Consider the following 19669-nt stretch of genomic DNA (forward strand, 5'->3'; position numbering starts at 1 on the left):
GTAATTGGAACCGGTTCCAAGAGCGGTTTCGCGTCAGGATCGAATGAGTTGAACATGGCTGATGCAGTTGAGATCGTGATCGTCGCCAGCGCGTTCGGTGTGAACGCCGTGCGCGCCGACGGCCATCTGAAATGGGCGCAGGCGGCAAAGCGAGCCGGCGCGGCGGGTTTCGAAGTGCGTCGCGAGCTGTTCGCGAGCGACGCGGACGCGGACCCGCAACGGCTGCGCGCCCTCGGCGCGGCGTTGGCCGATCTCGGGCTGTGGCCGGTGTTCTCGACGCCGGCATCGTTGTACGCCGCGAGCGGCCAGCTCGATACCGACGCGCTGCGTCTGGCGCTCGACGAAGCGGCCGCGCTCGGCGCGCGCTTCGTCAAGCTGCAACTCGGCGGCTTCGCGGGGGAGGCTCACGGTGCGGCGCTCGTCGCGCAGGTGGCGAGCGGCTGCGGCACCACGGACGGCGCGCAGCCACGGCTCGTCGTCGAAAACGGGCAACTGGCGCAGGGCGGCTCGCCCGCGCAGTTCGTCGGGCTGTTCGACGCGCTCGCGCGTGAAGGTCACGCGGACGCGCTCGGTATGACTTTCGATACCGGCAACTGGGCGTGGCTCGACGTCGCGCCGCTCGAAATCGCGCCGCAGCTTGCGCCGTACGTCGAGTACATCCATTGCAAGAGCACGACGGGCGAGGGCGCGCGGCGCTTCGCGATCGCGCCGGCCGCCGATGACGCTTTCTTCCGCGCGGTCCTCGACCGGCTGCCGCGCGATGTGCCGCGTGGCATCGAGTTTCCGTTCGACCCGAGCCGGATCGATGCTGATGCCGCGCACTATGTGAACTGGCTAGCGCGGGTATAGACCGCGACGCGGCAAGCAAGGCAGCAAACAACGCAACGCAACCTGAATCATCGGCATCGGATGCACCACCAGGAGCCCAGCATGACCCACCCGTACCCCGCCCTCGACGTGATCACCTACGGCGAAGCGATGGCGATGTTCGTCGCCACCGAAACCGGCCCGCTGGCAGGCGTCGGACACTTCACGAAGCGCATCGCCGGGGCGGATCTGAACGTCGCGATCGGCTTGTCGCGACTCGGCTTCAGGGTGGGCTGGATGAGCCGCGTCGGCGACGATTCGTTCGGCCAGTACGTGCGCGACACGCTGACGAAGGAGGGCATCGACCAGCAATGCGTGAGCACAGACGCGCGCTATCCGACCGGCTTCCAGCTGAAGTCGAAGAACGACGACGGCAGCGATCCGGCGGTCGAATACTTCCGCAAAGGCTCGGCAGCGAGCCATCTGTCGCGCGACGACTACGTCGCCGACTACGTGCTGCCCGCGCGTCATTTGCATCTGACCGGCGTCGCGCCGGCGATCTCGGCGAGTTCGCGCGAACTCGCGTTCCATCTGGCCCGTGAAATGCGTGCGGCAGGCAGGACGATCTCGTTCGACCCGAACCTGCGCCCGACGCTGTGGCCGTCGCGCGCGGCGATGGTCGAAGGCCTGAACGCGCTCGCGGCACTCGCCGACTGGGTGCTGCCCGGCATTGGCGAGGGTGAGATTCTGACCGGCTACACGCAGCCGGAGGACATCGCGCAGTACTACCTCGAGCGCGGCGCGCGCGGCGTGATCGTCAAGCTCGGCGCGCAGGGCGCGTATTACCGCACCGTGACCGATGCCGCGACGATCGCCGGCCGGCCGGTCGCGAACGTCGTCGATACGGTCGGCGCCGGCGATGGTTTCGCGGTCGGCGTGATCAGCGCGCTGCTCGAAGGCCGCACGCTCGCGCAGGCGGTCGCGCGCGGCAACCGGATCGGCGCGCTCGCGATCCAGGTGATCGGCGATTCGGAAGGTTTGCCGAGCCGCGCCGAACTGGACGCGCTGGAACTGGCCGAGGTGCCGGGCATCGCAAGCGCGGCCTGACGCGGCTCGGACTGCATCGATAGCGATGCATACACGACCAGCATCCACACGACAACAAGAGCGCCCTCAGCGCGCCAAGATTTTTTCATCATTGATTCGGGACGACGCCGTCCAAGGAGACTTCCATGACCTCATCACTTGCGATTCGCCGCTGGTGGACGATCATGCCGATCGTGTTCATCACCTACAGCCTCGCGTATCTGGATCGCGCGAATTTCGGCTTTGCGGCGGCGGCCGGCATCAACCAGGATCTCGGCATCAGCAAGGGGCTCGCGTCGCTGATCGGCGCGCTGTTTTTCCTCGGCTATTTCTTCTTCCAGATTCCGGGCGCGATCTACGCCGAGCGCCGCAGCGTGAAGAAGCTCGTGTTCTGGAGCCTCATCCTGTGGGGCGGCTGCGCGGCGTTGACCGGCATGGTCAGCAACATCCCATCGCTGATGGCGATCCGCTTCGTGCTCGGCGTCGTCGAAGCCGCGGTGATGCCGGCGATGCTGATCTTCATCAGCAACTGGTTCACGAAGAGCGAACGCTCGCGGGCGAACACGTTCCTGATTCTCGGCAACCCGGTCACGGTGCTGTGGATGTCGGTCGTGTCGGGCTATCTCGTGCATTCGTTCGGCTGGCGGCAGATGTTCATCGCCGAGGGCGCGCCCGCGATCCTCTGGGCGGTGTGCTGGTGGTTCCTCGTGAAGGACAAGCCCGAGCAGGTGTCGTGGCTCACGCAGCAGGAAAAGGATGCGCTCGCGCAGACCTTGCGCGCCGAGCAGGCCGCGATCAAGCCGGTGCGCAACTACAGCGAGGCGTTTCGCACGCCCGCGGTCATCAAGCTGTGCGCGCAGTATTTCTGCTGGAGCATCGGCGTGTACGGTTTCGTGCTGTGGCTGCCGTCGATCCTGAAAAACGGCTCGTCGATCGGCATGGTCGAGACGGGCTGGCTGTCTGCGCTGCCGTATGCGGCCGCGACGATCGCGATGCTTGCAGCTTCGTGGGCATCGGATAAACTCAACCGCCGCAAGGTGTTCGTGTGGCCGTTCCTGCTGGTCGGTGCGATCGCATTCGCGGCGTCGTACGGGCTCGGCTCAGCGCATTTCTGGATTTCGTATGCGCTGCTCGTGATCGCGGGCGCCGCCATGTACGCGCCGTATGGCCCGTTCTTCGCGATCGTGCCAGAACTGCTGCCGAAGAACGTCGCGGGCGGCGCGATGGCGCTGATCAACAGCATGGGTGCGCTCGGTTCGTTCGTCGGCTCGTACGTGGTCGGCTATCTGAACGGCGCGACCGGCTCGCCCGCGGCATCGTATGCGTTCATGAGCGTGGCGCTCGTCGCCGCGGTGATCCTGACGCTCGCCGTCAAGCCGGCCGCCGCCGAACGACGCGACCCCGCTCGTCCCACCGTCGCAAGGAAAATTAGCTGATGAAGAAGATCGTCGCCTGGAAGTCGCTGCCCGAGGATGTGCTCGCCTATCTGCAACAGCATGCGCAGGTCGTGCAGGTCGATCCGTCACAGCATGATGCTTTCGTCGCCGCGTTGCGCGATGCCGACGGCGGCATCGGCGCGAGCGTGAAGATCGCGCCGGCGATGCTCGAAGGCGCGAGCCGGCTTAAGGCGCTGTCGACGATCTCGGTCGGCTACGACCAGTTCGACGTCGACGACCTCACGCGCCGCGGCATCGTGCTCGCGCACACGCCGGACGTACTGACCGAATCGACCGCCGATACTGTGTTCTCGCTGATCCTCGCGTCCGCGCGGCGCGTGGTCGAGCTGGCCGACTGGGTCAAGGCGGGCCAGTGGCGCACGAGCATCGGGCCCGCGCAGTTCGGGGTCGATGTGCAGGGCAAGACGATCGGCATCGTCGGCCTGGGGCGGATCGGCGGCGCGGTCGCACGGCGCGCTGCGCTCGGCTTCAACATGAAGGTGCTGTACACGAACCGCAGCGCGAACCGCCACGCGGAAGAGGCGTATGGCGCGCGGCGCGTCGAACTGGCCGAATTGCTCGCGCAGTCCGATTTCGTCTGTCTGCAGGTGCCGCTCACGCCGCAGACGCGGCATCTGATCGGCACGGCCGAACTGCGCGCAATGAAGAAGAGCGCGATCCTGATCAACGCGTCGCGCGGCGCGACCGTCGACGAAGCGGCGCTGATCGAGGCATTGAAGAACGGCACGATTCACGGTGCGGGCCTCGACGTGTTCGACACCGAACCGTTGCCGGCCGACTCGCCGTTGCTGTCGATGCCAAACGTGGTCGCGCTGCCGCATATCGGTTCGGCGACGCACGAGACCCGTCATGCGATGGCGCTCAACGCGGCGGAGAACCTGGTCGCCGCGCTCGACGGCACCTTGACGACCAACATCGTCAACCGTGAAGTCCTGGCGAAGTGAATCGCAGGGCGGCGCGCACGCTGCCGCCCTCGGACCGACACGAGCGATCAGCGAATGAGCACGACCCCGCCCGCCACGCCGCCCAATCCGCCGTCCGCGCCGACGCGCCGCGCGACGATTACCGATGTCGCGCGCGAAGCCGGCACCGGCAAGACCAGCATCTCGCGCTATCTGAACGGCGAGTTCAGCGCGCTGTCGCCCGAGCTGCGCGTGCGCATCGAAGCCGCGATCGCGCGGCTCGACTATCAGCCGAACCAGATGGCGCGCGGTCTGAAGCGCGGCCGCAACCGGCTGATCGGCATGCTGGTCGCCGACCTGACCAATCCATACTCCGTCGAAGTGCTGCAAGGCGTCGAGGCCGCGTGCCACGCGCTCGGTTTGATGCCGCTGATCTGCCACGCGGCGAACGAAGTCGAGATGGAGCGCCGTTACCTGCAACTGCTGACCACGTATCGCGTGGAAGGCGTGATCGTCAACGCGCTCGGCGTGCGTGAGGAGACGTTGCGGCCGGTCGGCGATGGCGGGATTCCGGCCGTGCTGGTCGATCGTCGCGTGGAGGGGCTCGTCGCCGACATGGTCGGTCTCGACAATGGCGCGGCCGCCGAGCTTGGCACGCGGCATCTGCTCGAACGGGGCTTCGAGCATATCTGGTTCGTCGTGCAGCCGTTCGAGCGGGTCAGCTCGCGGCGGCAGCGCGTCGACGCGTTCGATCGCGCAATGCGCGATGAAGGCCGCGCGCGCGGTCATACGCTGGTGCTCGATCTCGCCGATGAGACTGCTGTCGAACGCGGCCTTGCGGAGCTGGATCGTGCGATCGACTCGCCAGGCGGGGCCGGCGCCGCCCCGCGCGTCGCGCTGTTCGCGGCCAACGCGCCGGTCGCGTTGCGCCTCGCGCTGCACCTGAACGCGCGTTACGGCGCGCACTGGCAGAGCCGCGTCGCGCTGCTTTCCATCGACGATCCGGATTGGGCCGAGCTCGCCGGCATCACGACGATCCGTCAGCCGACCTATGACATCGGTTATCGCGCGGTCGAATTCCTGCACGAGCGCATCGAAGGCGCGCAGACGGGTGCGCGCGACTGCCTGCTGCCCGGCGAGCTGATCGTGCGTGCGTCGACCGCGCGCTGATTTCCGGTCAATCTGCGATCATTCGGGGCTGCGGCGCGCAGCGGTTGCGCGCCGGGGATTGCAAGGAACCCCGCAAGGATACTCATGGTCGTGCCACCGCTTACCCTCGCGAGCCTCGCGCTCGCCACCCTCGTCATCGCCGCTTTACCTTTTCTGCTTTACCGGCAGTTGCGCCGTCCGCTCGCACTCAGGCCGCGCGACGCGATCGCCGGCGTCGCGGTGTTCGCGCTGTTCGCGATGGTGATCGAGCGGGCGCTGAACGACTATCTGCTGCGCGGTAACGCGGCGACGGCGGCGTTCCTTTCGCAACCGCTCGCGTTCGTCGTCTATGGAGCGCTGGTCGCGGGCGTTTGCGAGGAAGTGGGGCGGTTCTTCGGCATGCGGCTGCTGATGAAGCGGGCGGCGACGCGGCCGGCCGTGCGCAAAAAGTCGAGCGTGGAAGCGCCCACCGGCGTCGCTGCAAGCGCGGGCGCCAACGCCGCCGCCAGCCCGACCGCCGACGCCGACACCCGCACCGCCGCCTTGCGCGCCGACGATGGCGCCGCGCTGAGCTACGGCCTCGGCCACGGCGGCGCGGAAGCGTGGATGGTCGGCGTGCTCGTGCAGTTCCAGTGGCTCGTGTTCGCGGTCCTCGAAAACCGCGGCCAGCTCGGCGATTACCTCGGCAATCTGCCGGCCGAAGCAGTGATGCGCGTGCATCTGATTCTCGCAAGCCTGACACCGCAACTGGCCGGCATTTTCGCGCTCGAACGCGTTGCCGCGCTGGTGTTCCAGATCGGCCTGTCGGTGCTGATGTGGCGGGGCGTGCGGGCCGGCTCGCGCGCCATCCTGCCGCTCGCGATCGTGGTGCACGCGCTGATCGACGCGCCCGCGGCGATGACGCAGGCGCGGCTGCTGCCGCTCGCGGCGGTCGATACGATCTATGCGGTGGCGGCGGTGTTCGTCGCGGGACTGTTGATCCGCAGTTACCGGCGGCCAGCGGCGGCGTGAGCGGATGAACCTCTGGATCGCAGGCGCCTCGCCATCCCTTCAGCGTTTCTCTAAAATGCGCCTACGTTTTTTCAGGATCCTCTTTTCCCGGCAGCCTTCATGGAAGCTTACCAATACGACTGCGCGCATCCGGAGTTCGGCGAGCTCGCGCGCGTCATCAGCGATCTGTTTCCCGAGCAGACGCAGTTCATCGAGCGTGCCGCCGACAATGGCGCGCCCACACTGACGATTCACTGGGTAGCGATGCGCTTCGGGTCGACCGCGAGGCGGATCGAGATGACGGTCGCGATCGCGCCGGCGGCGCTCGCGCGTTATCGCGCGATGCCGGCGCGGCTGCGCGGCCGCAGCTTCGCGGTTTTGCGCGCGTACGTCGAAGCGAGCCTGGGCTCGCTCGAAGAGATGTACGCGAACGGCGAGGCGGTGCCGCGCGAAGTCACGGTCGAGCTCGGCGACGAGTTCGCATGAAGCGCGGGTGATGCGCAGATGAAGCGCGGGTGAATCTGCTTCAATCCGCGAGACGATAGACCTTCGCGAAACGCGCGGCCTGCACGACGCCATAGTCGCCGGGCGCGTACTGCATGACCCAGTCGCCGGCCGCGCCGTGCAGCACGTCGCCGCCGCTGGCCGAGCGCGCGAGCGAGAAGGGCTCGTCCATCCGGCGGGCAAGCACGACTGCCGGGATGTTGCGATAGGCGCCGGCTTCGCCGTGCGCGAGCGCTGGATCGGCGGGCAGGTACTTCGCGTCGAAGCGCTCGCGCGACACGACCCAGCGGTCGCCGGTCGAGCCGGTGATCAGCGCATCGCCGCGCACATAGCGGTTCGGGCCTTCGAGGCTCATCAATTGGCCTTCGGAGGCGGCGAATTCGACGCTTACCGTTTCGTCCTTGACGACGCGTTGGGCGTGCGGATCGTCACGCAGATCGAGATTCCTGAGTTCGGTCATGAAGCGGGTGGGAGATTAGGGGGGGGCGTTGCGGCGAGACTCGCCGCTTTGCGAACCCGAATCATGCCAGATGCCCGCTACGGGGCAACCCCCCGCCGCGGGCGCTCTTTCATTACGGCTTGACGGCCGCGTCGCTCGCGGCTTCGGCCGCGGGCTTGCTACCCTTGCCATGGTGGGCGCGCTGATGACCCTCGGGGCCGCCATGGTGGAACGTCGCATCGGCGAGCTTCTTCTGCTCCGGCGACAGGCTGCCATACAGCGGCTCGAACGCATCGACGAGCTTCTTCATGCCGTCCGCATGCGCCTGCGCAATCGTTGCGTACTGTTTCATGTCGTCGAGCGCGCTCACGTTGGTGGCGGCTTTGCGCTGCTCGAACAGCTGGCCCATCGTTTCGCCATTGCTGCGCATCACGTCGGCGAACGCCTTCCATTGCGTTTCCTGCGCGGGCGTGATCTTCAGTTGCGAATGCAAATAAGCGATGCGGTCTTCGACGTTGCGTTCATGGCCGGCCTTGGCCGCGGAAGCCGTTGCCGTGGTGTCCGGTGCCGAGGCCGAGGCCGGCGCGGCGGTTTGAGCGAACGCGCCGCCCATCGAAACGGCCGTAGCCAGCATAACGAGTGCTTTTTTCATCGAAACTCCTGATGTCTGTTCGTATTGAGACTCGGCGCGCGGCGTGCGTATCGCCTCGCGCCAGCGACGAATAGCGGCGCGCCGCAACCAGCTGCCGCATTCGCCCGTCGCCGCTATTAGTAACACGATATCCCTGCAATACGGCTGCTGTGCGACAAACGCTTACAACCGAAACGAACGGGAAACGGCTCGCGCCTGAGCGGCAAGTGCGCCGATCTGCCGCGCCGAGGACGCCCCACAGTGTGCCGGGCAGCGGTGAGCGCACACCGTCACACAGCGCCGCTGCCCGCGCAGACGCGCGATAATCCGCGACATTCCATACCAACTTCCCGTCCCTTCGATGAGACCTCCGCGCCTCGACCAGCTCGACGACCTCGACCGTAATCTCGTTGCACTGCTGCAAGCCAACGCGCGCGAGAGCGTCGCGAATCTCGCGCGACAACTCGGCGTCGCGCGCACGACCGTGATCGCGCGCATTGCGCGGCTCGAACGCAGCAACGTGATCGCCGGCTACAGCGTACGGCTGGGCCAGGACGTGCTCGATTCGAGCATCGTCGCTTATGTCGGCATCATCATCGCGCCGAAGCACGGGCCGGCCGTGCAGAAGCGCCTCGGCAAGATGCCCGAGGTGCAACTGCTGTGCGCGGTCAGCGGCGAGTACGACTACGTGGCATGGCTGCGTGCCGATTCGCCTGAGCGGCTCAACGATCTGCTCGATCAGATCGGCGGGCTCGAAGGTGTCGAGCGGACCACGACGTCGATCATTCTCGCGCGCAAGATCGACCGCGGCACGGTGTGAGCCGGCGCGCGGCATAACCTCTTCGCGAATGCTTCGACGGTCCGTCGTTTACGCGTTTTCTACGCGTTTTCGACGAATCGTTTGAGAAGTTCGTCGGAATGTCGAATCTGGTGGTCATACCGCAGCATTTTGCGCGTATGAACTGTTTTTGCTTCTTCCTACACTGTCATTCAAGGGTTCGGCCCGCAGGCGCCGCGCGCAATACGCGGCGCACTTCCCAAGCTCAGAGACAGCACATGGATAACAAGGAGAAGCAGATGAAAGTAGCTATCGTTGGCGCAGGTCTGATCGGTCACACCATTGCTCATATGCTGCGCGAGACGGGCGACTACGAAGTCGTCGCGTTCGACCGCGATCAGCACGCACTCGACAAGCTCGCCGCCCAGGGCATTCCGACCCGCCGCATCGATTCCGCCGACGCCGCCGTGCTGCGCGCCGCGATCCAGGGCTTCGACGTGCTGATCAACGCGCTGCCGTACTACCTCGCGGTGAACGTCGCATCGGCCGCGAAGGGCGCGGGTGTCCATTACTTCGACCTGACCGAGGACGTGCGCGCGACGCACGCGATCCGCGCGATCGCCGACGATGCCGATCACGCGTTCATGCCGCAGTGCGGTCTCGCGCCGGGCTTCATCGGCATTGCCGCGCACGAGCTCGCGAATCGCTTCACGGAAATCCGCGACGTGAAGATGCGCGTCGGCGCGCTGCCCGAGTTTCCGACCAATGCGCTGAAGTACAACCTGACGTGGAGCGTCGACGGCCTGATCAACGAGTACTGCCAGCCGTGCGAGGCGATCCGCGACGGCCGCACGCAGTGGGTGCAGCCGCTCGAAGGTCTCGAGCATTTCTCGCTCGACGGCACCGAGTACGAAGCGTTCAACACGTCGGGCGGGTTGGGCACGCTGTGCGAGACGCTGGCGGGCCGCGTCGAATCGCTCGACTACAAGTCGGTGCGCTATCCGGGGCATCGCAACCTGATGCAGTTCCTGCTGGAAGACCTGCGTCTGTCGAGCGACCGCGATACCTTGAAGACCATCATGCGCCGCTCGGTGCCATCGACCGCGCAGGACGTCGTGCTGGTGTTCATCACCGTGAGCGGCATGCGCGACGGTCAGCTCGTGCAGGAGGTCTTCACGCGCAAGATCTTCGCGAAGACCGTCTGCGGCGTGCCGATGAGCGCGATCCAGATCACCACCGCCGGCGCGATGTGCGCGGTGCTCGATCTGTTCCGCGAGCGCAAGCTGCCGCAAAAGGGCTTCGTGCGGCAGGAGCAGGTGTCGCTTGGCGATTTCCTCGCGAACCGCTTCGGCAAGCTGTACGAAGGGCAGTCACTGGAGGCGATGGCGACGGTTTGAGGCTCGAATCGCTCGCGCCAAATGAAAATCCCCGTACGTCACTGACGTACGGGGATTTTTCGTTTTTCAGCCGATCAGCGGGGCTGCGCTGCACCGCACTCGCGTGGCCGTCATCCAGCCACGATTTGCGCAACGAGCGCTTGATAGTCCGCCGAACTGGGCGCGGTATTGTCGAACATCAGCAGACCCTCGCGGCTCGCGCCGCTCGGCTCGAAGCGCCGCCGCCGGTAATCGTCCCAGTGCGCGAGCTTGTACGCATCGTTGGGATTCGCGCGCGCGACGATCCGCTGCCGCGCCACGTCCTCCGAGGTCCGCACCCACACGACACGCAATCTCACGTCCGGCGCGACGCCGAGCCACGCATGATCGAACAGTCGCCGCTCGCGCACCTCGCGCGACAGCGGGCCGACGACCAATGCGCTGATGCCGAGTTCGAGATTGTCGCGCGCGGTATCGATGAGGCCGCGATATTCGGGGTCGCGCAGATGCTGCAGGAAAAGAGGGCTGTCGCGATCGTTCGGATCGCCGGTCACCATTGCCATCGCGGCCGCGCTATAGCCGCCGTACAGTGTGTCCTTGTCGAGCAGGCAGAAGGAGGTGCCGCTCGCTTTCATCAGCGGGCCGAACAGTTTTTTCGCCAGCGTCGTCTTGCCCGTGCCCGCATGACCGCAAAAGAACACCAGAGAAGTCACGCAGGCTTGTCCTCACGCGGCGCGGCGGCCGCATCGGGGCGCGGGTCGCGCGCGAACTTGCCGTTGGTCTCGAGCCACATCACGTTGATGATGCCGAAGCCGAGCGCCACACCCACGCCGAGAATCCAGGTGAAATACCACATCGCAGTCTCCTTGAGCGTGCGTCCGGCGACGCTAATCGACAGGCTTGCCAGTTACCCACGACGGCCAGCCGTGAGCGCGGCCGCCTTCAACGATCATGAAGAAGAACGCCGCGCCATGCAAGAGGGCGCGGCGCCCGAGTCCCGCGCGCGTTGCTATGATGCGGGACAGTCATGCGTAAGACCCGCACCGCGTAGTCGCAAACTCGGCCCAACATCGAGAGCACACGGGAGAACCAGCATGCCGATGCGCCTGTCTCGCCGCGGCCGGGCCGCACGCCGCGCCGCGTTGGCCGCATGCGTCGCGCTCAGCGTGCTCGGCGTGCTCACGCTAGCCGGCTGCGCGTCGACGCCGGCCGAGCCGGTGCCGTTCAAATCGGTGCCGGCCGAGCGCATCGTCAGACAGGGCTATACGCAGCCGGGCCCCGGCCTCGTCGCGGTGGACGTGCGGCGCGAGCGTTCGCGCGACGTGATCGTGCGGTTCCGCGGTGCGCTCGTCTATATCGACGGCGAGCGCGTGACCGACCTGATGAACGGCGAGCACGTGGTGTTCTATCTGCCGCCCGGCACGCATCGGATCGGCGTATCGACGCAGTTCGATCCGGTCGTCGAGCTGAACTTCATCGTGACGGCCGACCCGCGCTACACGAACCGCGCGTCGGTCACGTTCAACGACGATCACCGCATCGGCCTGCAGCGGGTCGCGCAGTAGCCGCGTTAGCCGCAGTAGCAATGCGGCCCGGCATTAACAATTCGAAACGCGCGCCTTACGCAGCGCGCCTTAACATGGCGGCTGATCCAAGCCTGCTGAAAGCGTGCTTGTCCGTTCACACGAGACCGGTCGCCCGTCTTACGCAACGCTTACGCGAGAGGGCGGCCCGGTCTGTTTTCGTTTCCAGGGTAATCCGAACATGCTGATCAATTGCGCCGCCTATCAGGACGGCCGTAAGCTCGCCGACATCGATATCGACGCCATCAGCGACTACGTCGCGCGGCCCGAGTGCTTCGTCTGGGTCGCATTGAAAGACCCGAGCCCCGAAGAACTCGCGGTCATGAAAGAGGAGTTCAATCTGCACGAACTCGCGATCGAAGATGCGCAACACGGCCATCAGCGCCCGAAGATCGAGGAGTACGGCGATTCGCTGTTCACCGTGATGCACACGGTCGAGATGGACGAGAACGGCGAGTTCGTGATCGGCGAAGTCGCCGTATTCGTCGGCAACAACTATGTGCTGTCGGTGCGGCGCGGCACGCGCGCCGGTTTTCAGAGCGTGCGAACGCGCTGCGAGCACGAGCCGCATCTGTTGAAGGAAGGCTCGGCGTTCGTGCTGTATGCGCTGATCGACGACGTGGTCGACCGTTATTTCCCGATCGTCGAGGCGATGAGCACCGAGCTCGAAGCGCTCGAGGACCGCATCTTCGAGAAGAACGATTCGGCCGCCTCGCGCGCGATCGTGCAGGACCTGTACACGATGAAGCGCCGGCTCGTGACCCTGCAACACCACATCCTGCCGCTGCGCGAAGCGGTGGGCAAACTGACCGGCGGGCGCATTCCGAGCATCTGCTCCGGCATGCAGGCGTACTTCCGCGATGTCTACGACCACCTCGACCGGATCGTCAGAACCATCGAAGGGCGCCGCGAAATCGTCGTCACGGCGGTGCAGGTGAACCTCGGCATGATCTCGCTCGCGGAGAGCGAAATCACCAAGCGGCTCGGCTCGTTCGCGGCGCTGTTCGCGGTGCCGACGATGATCGCCGGTATCTACGGGATGAACTTCGAGCGCATTCCCGAGCTGCATTTCAAGTTCGGCTATCCGGTCGTGCTGATCGTGATGCTGGCGATCGACTTCGTGCTGTACCGGCGCTTTCGCAAAGCCGGCTGGCTGTAGCCGGCCCGCCTTTCGAGATCCTCGCGGTTTCGCTTGCAGCGCGCGCAATACCAGGCCAGCATAAGCGGCCGGTGTGTCGCGCCGCACGCGATGCATCGGCGTTCTCGACTGCACGGACTGAGCGAGGGGACCTTGCCACACGCTGCCCGAATCGATCGAGCGCATCGCGGCGCCGCACATGCTGCGCGCCCGTGCGTTGCAACACTGCGAATCGTTGACATTCCGAAAAGCTTGCGCTGAGAATAGGCCTCGCAAACGTTTGCGCATCACAAAAAATACGGCTCGTCCGCGAGCCTGACAACCTTGGAGATACGCATGAGCCATCGAACCCGTCGTCGCATTCTTGCCGCCGCAGTTCTCGCCACCGCCTCCGCCGTCCTGCCATTTTCCGTCGCCCACGCGCAGAACGCCCCGGCTCATAAACCCAAGGTCGCGCTGGTGATGAAGTCGCTCGCCAACGAGTTCTTTCTGACCATGGAGACCGGCGCGAAGGACTATCAGAAGCAGAACCCGGCCAAGTTCGACCTGATCACCAACGGCATCAAGGACGAAACCGACACCGCCAACCAGATCCGCATAGTCGAGCAGATGATCGTGTCGAAGGTCGACGCGATCGTGCTCGCGCCGGCCGATTCGAAGGCGCTCGTACCGGTCGTCAAGAAGGCGGTCGACGCGGGCATCATCGTCGTCAACATCGACAACCGGCTCGATCAGGACGTGCTGAAGTCGAAAGACCTGAACGTGCCGTTCGTCGGCCCCGACAACCGCAAGGGCGCGCGGCTCGTCGGCGACTACCTCGCGAAGCGGCTGAAGGCCGGCGACGAGGTCGGCATCCTCGAAGGCGTATCGACCACCACCAACGCGCAGCAGCGTACCGCGGGCTTCAAGGACGCGATGCAGGCGGTCGGCGCGAAGATCGTGTCGGTGCAGTCGGGCGAGTGGGAAATCGACAAGGGCAATGCGGTCGCATCGGCGATGCTGAATGAATATCCGAACCTGAAGGCGCTGCTCGCCGGCAACGACAACATGGCGATCGGCGCGGTGTCGGCCGTGCGCGCGGCCGGCAAGCAGGGCAAGGTGCAGGTGGTCGGCTACGACAACATCAACGCGATCCATCCAATGCTGAAGGACGGCCGCGTGCTCGCCACCGCCGACCAGTTCGCGGCGAAGCAGGCCGTGTTCGGCATCGATACCGCGCTGAAGGCGTTGAGCGAAAACAGGAAGCAGTCGGAGTTGTCGGGCGTCGTCGAAACGCCGGTCGTGCTGGTGACGAAAGACACGCTGAAGTAAGCGCGGCGCGCCCGGCGTCGAGCGCGAGCCGGGCGCGGCCGGACAGGCTCGCGGGAAACCGCCAATGCCGCCGCGAAGCGCGGACCGCACGCTTCAGCGGCAATGCGGCAACCCGCCGTCCGCTTTTATTCAACGAACGCTCAAGAATTCCGCCCGGCCGCCGTTAATTCCAGAGATAAGCGTCATGACGGCGGCTCGCGCGATGAGAGAAGCGCGGCCGTGAGCGCCTGCGCATTCCGCGCAGTGGGCCGACATGACTCGTGGCAGCCAGGAGCGATGTGCTGTGCGGCAAGCGCAGCGGACCACCGCCAGGGTGTCACGAAGGCGCCAGAGGCGCCATGCAATCAGGAGCGCGATGGATTCGACCGACCACGACGCCTTGCCTGTCGTGCTGACCGTCAGCGGCATCGGCAAGACCTATGCCGAACCGGTGCTCGCCGACGTATCGTTGTCGCTGCGGGCAGGCGAGGTATTGGCATTGACCGGCGAGAACGGCGCGGGCAAGAGCACGCTGTCGAAGATCGTCGGCGGGCTGGTCGAGCCGAGCGCGGGCACGATGCAGCTCGCCGGCGCGCGGTACGCGCCCGCGAGCCGCACCGAGGCCGAGGCGCTCGGCGTGCGCATGGTGATGCAGGAGTTGAATCTGCTGCCGACCTTGTCGGTCGCCGAGAACCTGTTCCTGAACCGGCTGCCGCGCGCGGGCGCGTTCAGCTTCGGCTGGATCGATCGCGGCAAGCTGCGGGAGAACGCGCGCGAGGCGATGGCGCAGGTCGGGCTCGACGCGATCGATCCCGACACGCTGGTCGGCGAGCTCGGTATCGGTCATCAGCAGATGGTCGAGATCGCCCGCAACCTGATCGGCGACTGCCGCGTGCTGATACTCGACGAGCCGACCGCGATGCTGACCGCGCGCGAGGTCGATCTGCTGTTCGAGCAGATCGGGCGGTTGAAGGCGCGCGGCGTCGGGCTCGTCTATATCTCGCATCGGCTCGAAGAGCTGGCGCGGGTGGCCGAACGGGTCGCGGTGCTGCGCGACGGCCGCCTCGTGCATGTCGACGCGATGGCGAACCTGACGAGCGAGCAGATCGTCACGTGGATGGTCGGCCGCGAGCTCGGCGAGCATATCGATCTCGGCGCGCGCAACATCGGCGCGCCGCTGTTGAAAGTGGAGCGGCTCGCGCGCGGCAAGGTCGTGCGCGACGTGTCGTTCGAGGTGCGCGCGGGCGAGATTTTCGGCGTCAGCGGGCTGATCGGCGCGGGCCGCACCGAGCTGATGCGGCTCATCTACGGCGCCGACCGCAAGGACGGCGGCAGCGTGTCGCTCGCCGCGACGCCAGGCGCGCCGCCCACGCCGGTGCAGATCGACTCGCCGGCGGACGCGGTGCGCGCGGGCATCGCGCTGATCACCGAGGACCGCAAAGGCGAAGGCCTGCTGCTGCCGCAGCCGATCGCGGCCAACCTGTCGCTCGGCAATCTCGGCAGCGTCGCGCGGCATGGCGTGGTCGACGCGAAGCGCGAGAACGCGCTGGCGAACAGGCAGACCGCCGCGATGCGGATTCGCAGCTCGGGGCCCGCGCAGATCGTCGGCGAGCTGTCGGGCGGCAATCAGCAGAAGGTCGTGATCGGCCGCTGGCTCGCGCGCGACTGCCGCGTGCTGTTGTTCGACGAACCGACGCGCGGCATCGACGTCGGCGCGAAGTTCGATATCTACGGCCTGATGGGCGCGCTCGCTCGCGACGGCCGCGCGCTGGTCGTGGTGTCGAGCGATCTGCGCGAGCTGATGCTGATCTGCGACCGGATCGGCGTGATGTCGGCGGGCAGCATGACCGGAGTGTTCGAGCGCGCGAGCTGGAGCCAGGATGCGCTGCTCGCGGCCGCGTTCGCCGGCTACCGCGGCCGCGAGGCGCTGCTGCACACGCACGGCGTCAACGAAGCAGGGAGTCTGTGATGACCGATCAACCGTGGCGCGAGGCGGCGGGTGTCAAGCAGGGTGACAAACGGGGCGACAAGCAGGGTGACCAGCAGGGCGGCAAGCCGGGCGAAAAGCCAGCCGGCGCGCCGGACGCGCCCGTCGTGACGCCGCCGGCCGATCCGTCGGCGCCGCTCGCGAGCGGCAAGCCGGCCGGCACGCGGCTCGGCTTTTCGAACTACCTGGGCCTCGCCGGCGCGCTGCTCGCGATGATCGTGCTGTTCTCGCTGCTGAGTTCGCACTTTCTGACCTACGACACGTTCAGCACGATCGCGAACCAGATTCCGGATCTCGTCGTGATGTCGGTCGGCATGACCTTCGTGCTGATCATCGCGGGGATCGATCTGTCGGTCGGCTCGGTGCTCGCGCTCGGGGCGTCGGTGGTCAGCGTGGTGACGCTGAAGTGGGGCTGGGGGCCGGCCGCGGGGGCGCTGCTCGGTGTCGCGGTCGCGGCGCTGACCGGCACCGTGACCGGCGCGGTGACGGTGGGCTGGCGGATTCCGTCGTTCATCGTGTCGCTCGGGGTGCTCGAGGCGGCGCGCGGCATGGCGTATCAGATGACCAATTCGCGCACCGCGTATATCGGCGACGCGTTCGATTTTCTGTCGAACCCGATCGCGCTCGGCATCTCGCCGGCCTTTCTGGTCGCGGTGGCGGTGATGGTGATCGCGCAGCTGGTGCTGACGCGCACGGTGTTCGGGCGCTATCTGGTCGGCATCGGCACCAACGAGGAAGCGGTGCGGCTCGCGGGCGTCAATCCGCGGCCGTACAAGGTGATCGTGTTCGCGCTGATGGGCGCGCTGTCGGGACTCGCGGCGCTGTTCCAGATCTCGCGGCTCGAGGCGGCCGATCCGAATGCGGGCGTCGGCCTCGAGCTGCAGGTGATCGCGGCGGTCGTGATCGGCGGCACGAGTCTGATGGGCGGGCGTGGTTCGGTGATCAGCACGTTCTTTGGCGTGCTGATCATTTCGGTGCTGGCGGCGGGCCTCGCGCAGATCGGCGCGAACGAGCCGACCAAGCGCATGATCACCGGCGCGGTGATCGTGGTGGCGGTGGTGCTCGATACCTACCGCAGTCACCGCAAACGCGGCTGAGGTGTGCGCCGCGGCGCAGCGATGAATCAGTGTGGTGTGTCTTCGATGAAGACGTCCGCGGGTCGCCAGGCGGCGCATGCGGCGGGAACAACAGGCAGTAGGAGAGCAACAGGTTATGGCGACGATCAAGGATGTAGCGGCCGTGGCGGGCGTGTCGTTCACGACGGTATCGCACGTCGTGAACAACTCGCGGCCGGTGTCGGCCGATGTGCGCGCGAAAGTCGAGCACGCGATTCGTCAACTGCACTATGTGCCGTCGGCGGTGGCGCGCTCGCTGAAGGCGCGCGCGACCGCGACGATCGGACTGGTGGTGCCGAACAGCACCAACCCGTATTTCGCGGAGCTCGCGCGCGGCATCGAGGACGGCTGCGCACGCAACGGCTACTGCGTGTTCTTCTGCAACTCCGACGATGACCCCGCGAAGCAGCGCAACTATCTGCGCGTGTTGCAGGAAAAGCGCATCGACGGGCTGATCGTCGCGTCGGCCGGTGACGACGCCGTGCTCGCGCAGACGCTCGCCGACTCGCGCGAGCCGCTCGTCGTGGTGGACCGCAACATCGAGGGGGTCAACGCGGACCTCGTGCAGATCGATCACGAGAAGGGCGCTTACCTCGCCACCCGTCATCTGCTCGAGCTCGGGCATGTGCGGATCGGCTGCATCACGGGGCCGGTGGAGACCGCGGTCGGCGCGATGCGCGTGCACGGCTTCATTCGCGCGATGGCCGAGCGCGGCATCGAGATTCCGACCGATGCGATCGTCGAAAGCGATTTTTCGGGGACGGGCGGCCACCGCGCGGCCGCGCAGCTGTTCGACACGGTCAGGCCGTCGGCGATTTTCGCGGTCAACGACATGATGGGCATCGGCGCGTTGCGCGCGGCGGCGGAGCGCAATATCAGCGTGCCGCGCGATTGCTCGATCATCGGTTTCGACGATATCGAGCTGGGCCGCTTCACCTTCCCGTCGCTGTCGACGGTCGGGCAGTCGGTGCGCGCGCTTGGCGACACGGCCGCGCAGACGCTGATCGACCGGATCGCCGAGGCGGCGTCGAACAGCACCGCGCGCAGCCCGGCGCGCCGGCGGGTGGTGTCGCCGCGGCTGATCGTGCGCGAGTCCACCGCGACATGGGCGGGAGACGCACGGCGGAATCTGGCGGCCTGACGCGCCCGCGATAGCAACGCGACACGTCGCGCAATGGAGGGCACACGAGTGGCAAGCAACCCAACGCGTTCACGCGTCACGGTGGTCGGTAGTCTGAACATGGACCTCGTGGTGCGCTCGCCGCGCCTGCCGCAGCCGGGCGAAACGCTGGCCGGCCGCGGCTTCGCGCAGGTCGCGGGCGGCAAGGGCGGCAACCAGGCGGTCGCCGCCGCGCGGCTCGGCGCGCAGGTGTCGATGCTCGGCTGCGTCGGTACCGATGCGAACGGCGCGCAACTGCGCGCGGGCCTCGAAGCGGAGCACATCGACTGCGCGGCGCTCGAAACCGGCAGCGAACCGAGCGGCGTGGCGCTGATCGTCGTCGACGATGCGAGCCAGAACACGATCGTGATCGTCGCGGGCAGCAACGGCGAGCTCACGCCGGCCAGCATCGCGCGACACGAAGCGGCGCTCGCCGCCGCCGATGTCGTGATCTGCCAGCTCGAAACCCCGCCCGAATCGGTGCATGCGGCGCTGGCCGCGGCGCGGCGCCTCGGCAAGATCGTGATCCTTAACCCGGCGCCCGCTACCGGCCCATTGCCGGCCGCCTGGCTGCCGCTGATCGATTACCTGATTCCTAACGAACTCGAAGCCGCCGCGCTGAGCGGTGTCGCCGTCGACTCGCCCGCGGACGCCGCGCGAGCCGCCGCCGCATTGCGCGCGGCCGGCGTGCGCAACGTGCTGGTGACGCTCGGTGCGCGCGGCGTGCACGCGGCGCTCGAAGGCGCGGCCGCGACGCTGTACGACGCGCCGCGCGTCGAGGCGGTCGATACGACGGCGGCCGGCGACACCTTCATCGGCGGCTTCGCGGCGCAGCTCTCCCAGGGTGCGAGCGTCGAAGCGGCGATCCGCTTCGCGCAACGCGCCGCCGCGCTTTCGGTGACGCGCGCGGGTGCACAGCCGTCGATTCCGACGCGCGCCGAAGTCGACGCGTCGGGCTGATGCCATCGCGGCATTAGCGCCCCCGCGAGCCGCCTGACGGCGCTGTGCTGCGATCGCTTCGGCGACTCCGTACGGCTCGCAATCCGCCCAATCCCCGCCGCTCAAACGTCTAAAGTCGCGTTTTGACGAATACCGTCGCGTTGCCCCAACGCGACGCGAAGCCACACGTCTGCCGCCAACTCGCTTTCAACGTCTTACATCGTCTTTGTTCATACCTTTTAAATGCTTCAAGTCTATGAACGCGCTGCCGTAAACGATGATTAGAGCAATGACTCAAAAACAGCGCCGGACCCAAACTCACGCCGCCCCCACGCTGCG

20 protein-coding genes are annotated in these 19669 nt (G+C 66.7%); 16 read left to right on the top strand and 4 right to left on the bottom strand.

What is annotated here, in order from left to right; translation table 11 throughout:
* The first annotated feature begins 54 nt into the window (after nt 1–54).
* The 7 genes from AB3X94_RS02835 to AB3X94_RS02865 all read left to right on the top strand — a co-directional run bounded on the left by AB3X94_RS02835 (nt 55) and on the right by AB3X94_RS02865 (nt 6877).
* Nucleotides 55–849, top strand: a complete 795-nt coding sequence (locus AB3X94_RS02835) for a sugar phosphate isomerase/epimerase (RefSeq protein ID WP_176108353.1) — start codon at nt 55–57, stop codon at nt 847–849.
* A gap of 81 nt (nt 850–930) precedes the next feature.
* Nucleotides 931–1914 (top strand): sugar kinase, encoded by a 984-nt coding sequence (locus AB3X94_RS02840; RefSeq protein ID WP_176108354.1) that lies wholly within the window; start codon nt 931–933, stop codon nt 1912–1914.
* Between the two features lie 125 nt (nt 1915–2039).
* The gene (locus tag AB3X94_RS02845) at nt 2040–3329 is read left to right on the top strand and encodes an MFS transporter (protein ID WP_176108355.1); all 1290 of its coding nucleotides are present in this window, start codon (nt 2040–2042) and stop codon (nt 3327–3329) included.
* Nucleotides 3329–4294, top strand: coding sequence for a 2-hydroxyacid dehydrogenase (locus AB3X94_RS02850; protein WP_368610724.1), 966 nt, complete (start codon nt 3329–3331; stop codon nt 4292–4294). The genes AB3X94_RS02845 and AB3X94_RS02850 overlap by 1 nt, the downstream gene beginning before the upstream one ends.
* 54 nt (nt 4295–4348) lie before the next feature.
* On the top strand, nt 4349–5422 hold the full coding sequence (locus AB3X94_RS02855; protein WP_176108357.1) for a LacI family DNA-binding transcriptional regulator: 1074 nt from the start codon (nt 4349–4351) through the stop codon (nt 5420–5422).
* 84 nt (nt 5423–5506) lie between these two features.
* A complete protein-coding gene (locus AB3X94_RS02860) occupies nt 5507–6412 on the top strand; it encodes a YhfC family intramembrane metalloprotease (protein WP_176108358.1) in 906 nt (301 codons plus the stop codon).
* A gap of 99 nt (nt 6413–6511) precedes the next feature.
* The gene (locus AB3X94_RS02865; protein WP_176108359.1) at nt 6512–6877 is read left to right on the top strand and encodes a DUF3022 domain-containing protein; all 366 of its coding nucleotides are present in this window, start codon (nt 6512–6514) and stop codon (nt 6875–6877) included.
* A gap of 40 nt (nt 6878–6917) precedes the next feature.
* Here AB3X94_RS02865 and AB3X94_RS02870 read toward each other — a convergent pair whose 3' ends face one another.
* Together AB3X94_RS02870 and AB3X94_RS02875 are read right to left on the bottom strand one after the other, a co-directional pair.
* Entirely contained in the window at nt 6918–7355 is a 438-nt protein-coding gene (locus AB3X94_RS02870; RefSeq protein ID WP_176108360.1) for a PGDYG domain-containing protein, read from the bottom strand.
* A 112-nt stretch (nt 7356–7467) separates the two neighbouring features.
* Nucleotides 7468–7986: a Spy/CpxP family protein refolding chaperone gene (locus AB3X94_RS02875; RefSeq protein ID WP_368610725.1), complete on the bottom strand. Its 519-nt coding sequence runs from the start codon at nt 7984–7986 to the stop codon at nt 7468–7470.
* A gap of 340 nt (nt 7987–8326) precedes the next feature.
* On the opposite strand from AB3X94_RS02875, the gene AB3X94_RS02880 reads away from it, so the two are divergent.
* Nucleotides 8327–8785 carry an Lrp/AsnC family transcriptional regulator gene (locus AB3X94_RS02880; protein ID WP_176108362.1) on the top strand — a complete coding sequence of 153 codons (459 nt, stop codon included), beginning with the start codon at nt 8327–8329 and terminating at the stop codon, nt 8783–8785.
* A 257-nt stretch (nt 8786–9042) separates the two neighbouring features.
* Nucleotides 9043–10140: a saccharopine dehydrogenase family protein gene (locus AB3X94_RS02885; protein WP_176108363.1), complete on the top strand. Its 1098-nt coding sequence runs from the start codon at nt 9043–9045 to the stop codon at nt 10138–10140.
* A gap of 110 nt (nt 10141–10250) precedes the next feature.
* Here AB3X94_RS02885 and AB3X94_RS02890 read toward each other — a convergent pair whose 3' ends face one another.
* Both AB3X94_RS02890 and cydX read right to left on the bottom strand, forming a co-directional pair.
* The gene (locus tag AB3X94_RS02890; RefSeq protein WP_368610726.1) at nt 10251–10832 is read right to left on the bottom strand and encodes an AAA family ATPase; all 582 of its coding nucleotides are present in this window, start codon (nt 10830–10832) and stop codon (nt 10251–10253) included.
* Nucleotides 10829–10975: a cytochrome bd-I oxidase subunit CydX gene (cydX, locus tag AB3X94_RS02895; RefSeq protein WP_026228716.1), complete on the bottom strand. Its 147-nt coding sequence runs from the start codon at nt 10973–10975 to the stop codon at nt 10829–10831. Before cydX ends, AB3X94_RS02890 begins: the two co-directional genes overlap by 4 nt.
* 238 nt (nt 10976–11213) lie before the next feature.
* Between cydX and AB3X94_RS02900 the strand changes: the two genes are divergently transcribed.
* The 7 genes from AB3X94_RS02900 to rbsK all read left to right on the top strand — a co-directional run bounded on the left by AB3X94_RS02900 (nt 11214) and on the right by rbsK (nt 19351).
* Nucleotides 11214–11684 (top strand): hypothetical protein, encoded by a 471-nt coding sequence (locus AB3X94_RS02900; protein WP_368610727.1) that lies wholly within the window; start codon nt 11214–11216, stop codon nt 11682–11684.
* A 199-nt stretch (nt 11685–11883) separates the two neighbouring features.
* Entirely contained in the window at nt 11884–12861 is a 978-nt protein-coding gene (gene corA / locus AB3X94_RS02905; protein ID WP_176108366.1) for a magnesium/cobalt transporter CorA, read from the top strand.
* 315 nt (nt 12862–13176) lie between these two features.
* Nucleotides 13177–14151, top strand: a complete 975-nt coding sequence (locus AB3X94_RS02910; RefSeq protein WP_176108367.1) for a sugar ABC transporter substrate-binding protein — start codon at nt 13177–13179, stop codon at nt 14149–14151.
* 355 nt (nt 14152–14506) lie between these two features.
* On the top strand, nt 14507–16099 hold the full coding sequence (locus AB3X94_RS02915) for a sugar ABC transporter ATP-binding protein (protein ID WP_368610728.1): 1593 nt from the start codon (nt 14507–14509) through the stop codon (nt 16097–16099).
* Nucleotides 16099–17214: an ABC transporter permease gene (locus AB3X94_RS02920; RefSeq protein ID WP_176108369.1), complete on the top strand. Its 1116-nt coding sequence runs from the start codon at nt 16099–16101 to the stop codon at nt 17212–17214. The genes AB3X94_RS02915 and AB3X94_RS02920 overlap by 1 nt, the downstream gene beginning before the upstream one ends.
* A gap of 115 nt (nt 17215–17329) precedes the next feature.
* The gene (locus AB3X94_RS02925; RefSeq protein ID WP_176108370.1) at nt 17330–18373 is read left to right on the top strand and encodes a LacI family DNA-binding transcriptional regulator; all 1044 of its coding nucleotides are present in this window, start codon (nt 17330–17332) and stop codon (nt 18371–18373) included.
* A gap of 48 nt (nt 18374–18421) precedes the next feature.
* The gene (gene rbsK / locus AB3X94_RS02930; protein ID WP_176108371.1) at nt 18422–19351 is read left to right on the top strand and encodes a ribokinase; all 930 of its coding nucleotides are present in this window, start codon (nt 18422–18424) and stop codon (nt 19349–19351) included.
* Nucleotides 19352–19669: the final 318 nt, after the last annotated feature.

It is taken from the genome of Paraburkholderia sp. BR10923, assembly GCF_040948765.1.
Classification (GTDB): domain Bacteria; phylum Pseudomonadota; class Gammaproteobacteria; order Burkholderiales; family Burkholderiaceae; genus Paraburkholderia; species Paraburkholderia youngii.

Coding starts and splice junctions, on each gene's coding strand:
- AB3X94_RS02845 (WP_176108355.1), top strand. CDS start 2,040: ATGACCTCATCACTTGCGATTCGCCGCTGGTGGACGATCATGCCGATC.
- AB3X94_RS02865 (WP_176108359.1), top strand. CDS start 6,512: ATGGAAGCTTACCAATACGACTGCGCGCATCCGGAGTTCGGCGAGCTC.
- AB3X94_RS02900 (WP_368610727.1), top strand. CDS start 11,214: ATGCCGATGCGCCTGTCTCGCCGCGGCCGGGCCGCACGCCGCGCCGCG.
- AB3X94_RS02860 (WP_176108358.1), top strand. CDS start 5,507: ATGGTCGTGCCACCGCTTACCCTCGCGAGCCTCGCGCTCGCCACCCTC.
- AB3X94_RS02875 (WP_368610725.1), bottom strand. CDS start 7,986: ATGAAAAAAGCACTCGTTATGCTGGCTACGGCCGTTTCGATGGGCGGC.
- AB3X94_RS02925 (WP_176108370.1), top strand. CDS start 17,330: ATGGCGACGATCAAGGATGTAGCGGCCGTGGCGGGCGTGTCGTTCACG.
- cydX (WP_026228716.1), bottom strand. CDS start 10,975: ATGTGGTATTTCACCTGGATTCTCGGCGTGGGTGTGGCGCTCGGCTTC.
- AB3X94_RS02855 (WP_176108357.1), top strand. CDS start 4,349: ATGAGCACGACCCCGCCCGCCACGCCGCCCAATCCGCCGTCCGCGCCG.
- AB3X94_RS02850 (WP_368610724.1), top strand. CDS start 3,329: ATGAAGAAGATCGTCGCCTGGAAGTCGCTGCCCGAGGATGTGCTCGCC.
- corA (WP_176108366.1), top strand. CDS start 11,884: ATGCTGATCAATTGCGCCGCCTATCAGGACGGCCGTAAGCTCGCCGAC.
- AB3X94_RS02880 (WP_176108362.1), top strand. CDS start 8,327: ATGAGACCTCCGCGCCTCGACCAGCTCGACGACCTCGACCGTAATCTC.
- AB3X94_RS02915 (WP_368610728.1), top strand. CDS start 14,507: ATGGATTCGACCGACCACGACGCCTTGCCTGTCGTGCTGACCGTCAGC.
- AB3X94_RS02910 (WP_176108367.1), top strand. CDS start 13,177: ATGAGCCATCGAACCCGTCGTCGCATTCTTGCCGCCGCAGTTCTCGCC.
- AB3X94_RS02835 (WP_176108353.1), top strand. CDS start 55: ATGGCTGATGCAGTTGAGATCGTGATCGTCGCCAGCGCGTTCGGTGTG.
- AB3X94_RS02840 (WP_176108354.1), top strand. CDS start 931: ATGACCCACCCGTACCCCGCCCTCGACGTGATCACCTACGGCGAAGCG.
- AB3X94_RS02920 (WP_176108369.1), top strand. CDS start 16,099: ATGACCGATCAACCGTGGCGCGAGGCGGCGGGTGTCAAGCAGGGTGAC.
- AB3X94_RS02870 (WP_176108360.1), bottom strand. CDS start 7,355: ATGACCGAACTCAGGAATCTCGATCTGCGTGACGATCCGCACGCCCAA.
- AB3X94_RS02885 (WP_176108363.1), top strand. CDS start 9,043: ATGAAAGTAGCTATCGTTGGCGCAGGTCTGATCGGTCACACCATTGCT.